3 protein-coding genes are annotated in these 4,687 nt (G+C 49.1%); all 3 read left to right on the forward strand.

All coding sequences use genetic code 11. From position 1 onward, the window contains the following. Positions 1–2,106: DUF1592 domain-containing protein (locus tag A596_RS04895; protein ID WP_039913044.1), on the forward strand; the 2,106-nt coding region annotated here is incomplete at its 5' end. Positions 2,107–2,141: 35 nt separating this feature from the next. After that, positions 2,142–3,356, forward strand: coding sequence for a DUF1552 domain-containing protein (locus A596_RS04900; protein WP_039913045.1), 1,215 nt, complete (start codon positions 2,142–2,144; stop codon positions 3,354–3,356). Positions 3,357–3,633: 277 nt separating this feature from the next. Continuing rightward, positions 3,634–4,185 (forward strand): cytochrome b, encoded by a 552-nt coding sequence (locus A596_RS04905; protein WP_039913046.1) that lies wholly within the window; start codon positions 3,634–3,636, stop codon positions 4,183–4,185. Positions 4,186–4,687: the final 502 nt, after the last annotated feature.

The raw sequence follows: 4,687 nt of genomic DNA on the forward strand, positions 1-4,687 counted from the left end.
ATTCCGTCAGCGGGAACTACTCCGGTGAGTGTTGTATTTACCGGTGGCACGACGTCAACGTCATCAACTACCAGTACTTCATCCAGTACCTCCAGTCGCAGCAGCACATCGTCTGTGGATACCGGCAGCTCCAGCAGCTCGGGTAACCTGGTGGGTGATGCAACTCGTGGTAAATCACTCTGGACTACCCAAAGCTGTGTGGGTTGTCACGGTGTAGATGGTGAGAAGAATGCCGATGGCACAGTGGCTTATGCTCCGTTGAACGCAAACCGCTCTGCGTATCGTCATCGCATGGACACCCAGGATCGCTCGCTGCGTGACTTTATTGCCATGTGGATGCCGGAAGGTAATGGCGGTAGCTGTACCGGCCAATGCGCCGCTGACCTTGAGGCCTATATCTTCACCTGGCGTCAACCCAGCGATGGCATCCCAAGCAAACCTGCCACTGCATTCTCTTGCCCAAGCACAGCACCAAGCTACGGCCAACGTACATTGCGTCTGCTGACCAAAGCGGAATACCAACGTACCGTGAAAGATCTGGTGAACTACACCGACGATGTGATTTCACGCTTGCCGGATGACATGATCTCGGGTGTGTTTGTAAACAACAACAACCTGCAAATCGACAAAACCCGTTACTCCAGCTACTTAGGCACCGCTGAGCGTATCGCTGAAAACGTAGCAACCCGCTGGAACGCCGTGCTGTCTTGTACGCCAGGTACTTCCGGTTGTGCGGACAAGTTGATTAATGATCTGGCGCCACGCGTTTTCCGTCGCCCACTGACCACTGATGAGAAAACCGCTTACCTGGCAGTAGCGAAAGGTACTACCGGTAGCCGCACTGAAGCGGAAGGTATGCAAATTGCGCTGGCAGCAATGCTGTCATCCCCGCAATTCCTGTATCGCTCCGAGATCGGTGATCTCTCAAGCTCTGGCGTGTACAAACTCAACGGTTACGAGATGGCAACCTATCTGGCTTATACCTTCACCGGTTCAACACCAAGCCAGGCGCTGTTAACAGCAGCGGGTAACGGCTCGTTGAATACCGCTGCCGGTATCCGTACACAAGCTGCAAGCCTGTTAAGTTCAGCGAACACCAAGTTACTGTTGACCGACTTCGTAAACCGCTGGCTCGGTACTGAAAACCTGACCAACCTGAGCCGTACCGGTACTACCGATTTCGTAAACCTGGCAAACGATATGAAAGCAGAACTGGGTAAAAACTTCGGTAATGCGTTGCTTGATTCAACCAGCACCTTTGGATCGCTGTATAACCCCAACTACACCTATGTTAACCAACGCCTGGCGACCCATTACGGCCTTGCATATACCAATAGTGGGGCAGATAGCGATGGCTTCGTTCGCGTAGCGACTAGCGAGCGCGGTGGTATCCTGGCATCCGGTGCATTTATGAGCCGTTACTCCAGTAACTCTGACTCCAACCTGATCACCCGTGCGGTAGCAGTACGCCGCAAAATGATGTGCCAGGACATTCCTGAGCCACCATCTGGTGTATCACTGGATCGTGAAGCCATTGCCAAACGTGATGCTGAATTCTTCAACAGCCCCACAACTACCCAGTTGATGATTGCTAACCGCATCACCGCAGGCACTACCTGCTCCAACTGCCATGCTGAAATCATCAACCCATTGGGCGCTGGAATGGAGAACTTCGATCACCTGGGCCGTGTACGCACATCTGATCCGAAGGGCAATGCGGTGAAAACAACCACCACATTCTTCTCTCCTTACCAGCAGTTGCAATTCCTGAACGATCCGGATCGCGTGATTCACCAACCGGCAATTACGTTCAGCGGTGCTAAAGATCTGGGTCGGACCATTGTGGAACACCCAACCGTAAGTGCCCAGGCGCAAACCTGCCTGGCAACACAGTTCGTGAGCTACAGCAGTGGTATCCATTCGATCTTCTTGCTTGATACTGACCGGGATGTTGGCACACAGCGCATCAGCAAAGCGGAAGAAAACGCATATCGTTGCGACATCGCCGACCTGACCCAAGTGCTTAACACCCGCGGCCCACGCGCCATGTTGGAAGAAATTCCGGCGCTGGAATCCGTAATGTATCGTCAAGTGTGGGCGCGCTAAGCGCCCCCTCTTTGCCAACGAATTGGAGTATAAAAATGAGATATAAAGATTGCTTCGACAAAGAGCGCCGTGACTTTTTGCGTGTTGTCAAACACGCCGGTATTGCCGCTGGTGTTATCAGAGCATCCAGTCTGATCGCGGGTGTAATGATGGCACGTGTCGCAGAAGCCCAAAGTGGCACACCGAGCAAACACTGCCTGGTTTTTTCCGGCGGTGGTTGCCATCCATCCAAATGGTTTCCAACGGGAAGCACCTTACCCGCACAATCAGCACCCTTGCAAAGCCATTACAGCCGTATTGCGCTGTTGCAAAATGCCAAGCTGAGCCAGGCTGGTCACGGGGTGATGTTCCACCGTTTTAATGACGGCTCGTGGAACTACGATAGCTTTGATGTGAACCTGGGGCGCACTATCGGGGCTAACTACCCGGTGAAATACCTGAACGTGGGTACTACCGCCGAGTCAGCGCTCAGCCGGGACACTACCGGAACCAAACCCGTTATCACCAGCCCGCAGGCAGCCCTGGATGTGTTGTTCGCTGGCGGTGGCGGTGGTGGCGGTGGTGGCACTGTTGCGCCACGCAAATCTATCGTTGACCTGCATTTGCCAGCGGTAAATGACCTGAAAAATAAATTGGGCCAGCACGAAAAAGACAAACTGGATAGCCACATGTCGGCTATTCGGGAAATTGAAACTGCAATTGGCAGTTCAGGCACCGGTACTGGTTCCAGCGGTAGCTGTCCGCAGCCACCAACAACCTCGGCAACCGGTTTCGATGCGCTGGCAAAATTGCACACCGATATCATTGTCCTTGCCCTGGATTGCAACTTGAGCGCCTCGGTTTCTATCGCGTTTGGTACCGATGCTCACACCCACTACCTGGATGTATTGGGCCGTGAATCGCACCAGTCACACCACAACCAGGGCAACATGCCTAATGCCTACACCGAAGACATTGTGTACATGCAGGGTTTGACCAAAAACCTGTTTGATAAGCTCAATGCCAAAGGTTTGTTGAGCTCTACCATCGTGACCCAGGTATCGGATATGGGCGATGCCGACTCCCATGGTAATGACAACGTTCCTATGCTGGTTGCGGGTGCCGGGATTACTGGTGGACGCGTGGTGAATATTGGCGGCAAAACCCAGGCTGATATTTATCAAACCATCGGTCTCAAATTGCGTGCTGACCAAGGTCCTAACGGTGGCTCCTACAGAAAATGGGCTAACAGTGCCATTTCAGGCCTGTAACTGCTGATCAACGATTCCGGGTTGTAAAAACCTAAATCCGGAATCCTGTAATCCAGGGCCCTGCAATCAAAAGCCCTGTGAAATTAGCCTGACTGTTTATTAAAGATATTTTTAATGAGCAGTCAGGCTTTTTTATTGGGGCACGCTAAAAGATTTCATTTGCGGATTACTCTGACGTTATCGCATATCTTCGCAAATTATTCAGGTAGCATTGCTGCGCCTGGATAAGCAGGCATTTCCTAACAATAAAAATCGTGTTCATCTGAGAGGCATAAAAATGATAAGAGATACATCTACCGGCTTCGGCCTTATTAGCATCCTGTTTCACTGGCTGGGTGCCATCGTTACGCTGGTTGTATTTGGTGTTGGTTTTTATTTAACGAGCTACGGATATTATTCTCCCAATGCGCTGAAAATTGCCCACTTCCACTATGCGCTTGGCATGTTGTTATTGGGTTTAATTGTTATCCGCCTGCTATGGCGGCTGACGAGTAAAACCCCCGCCACTTTAAGCTCCAGCCTCGCAATGCGGATAACGATCAAGCTGAGCAAATTAATGTTGTATGTCCTGTTATTAATCATCATGGTCACTGGATATTTTATTTGCACATCCGAAGGACAAACCGTGGATGTATTTGGTTTATTCCAGGTGCCCTCTGTGTTACTCCTTGATATCGAAAAATTGAACCTGGCCGGTTTAAGCCACAAATATTTATCCTGGGTATTAATGGGTTTGGTCGCGGTCCACGCGATAGCTGCATTGGTTCACCATTTTGTTAAAAAGGATCGCACCTTGGTACGAATGATCAAGCCAGGTAAACAAAGCTGATCAGTCATTTCCCTCCATTTTATTAATTACATGAAAAAAGCGGTTTATCTGTAAAAATAAACCGCTTTTTTTGTGTTCTATATCACTTTTATTATAAGTATTATTAATTTATTGTATTTTTGTGAATTGATCGCGCTGTCAATTTGGAGTACTGTGGAACAATAAATATAAAAATAGTTTCATATTCAAAAAAGCCAAGTTTAGTTATAAACAACTAGCGCCAAATGGATAATTAAGGCGCCATAATTATAAAGACCGCGATAAGAACGAGGGAAATAAGTGCCATAGGTCAGTGTTTTGGGTGCTTTTCTGTTTCGCCATTCAGTTGTAATTAATTTTTTGCGCAAGCAATACACATCAATAGCCAATACGTAAAAATTCCTCGCAATTTTTTCGATCTGCTCCTATTTGATGCTTTTGGTTGCGCAACCATAGATAACAAAATTAATAACCTGACCCACAACAACAAAAAAGGCGCGGACAACTATGTTTAAAACCCTGA

Origin of the sequence: Cellvibrio mixtus subsp. mixtus J3-8 (assembly GCF_000766945.1) — a bacterium.
Lineage (GTDB): Bacteria > Pseudomonadota > Gammaproteobacteria > Pseudomonadales > Cellvibrionaceae > Cellvibrio > Cellvibrio mixtus_A.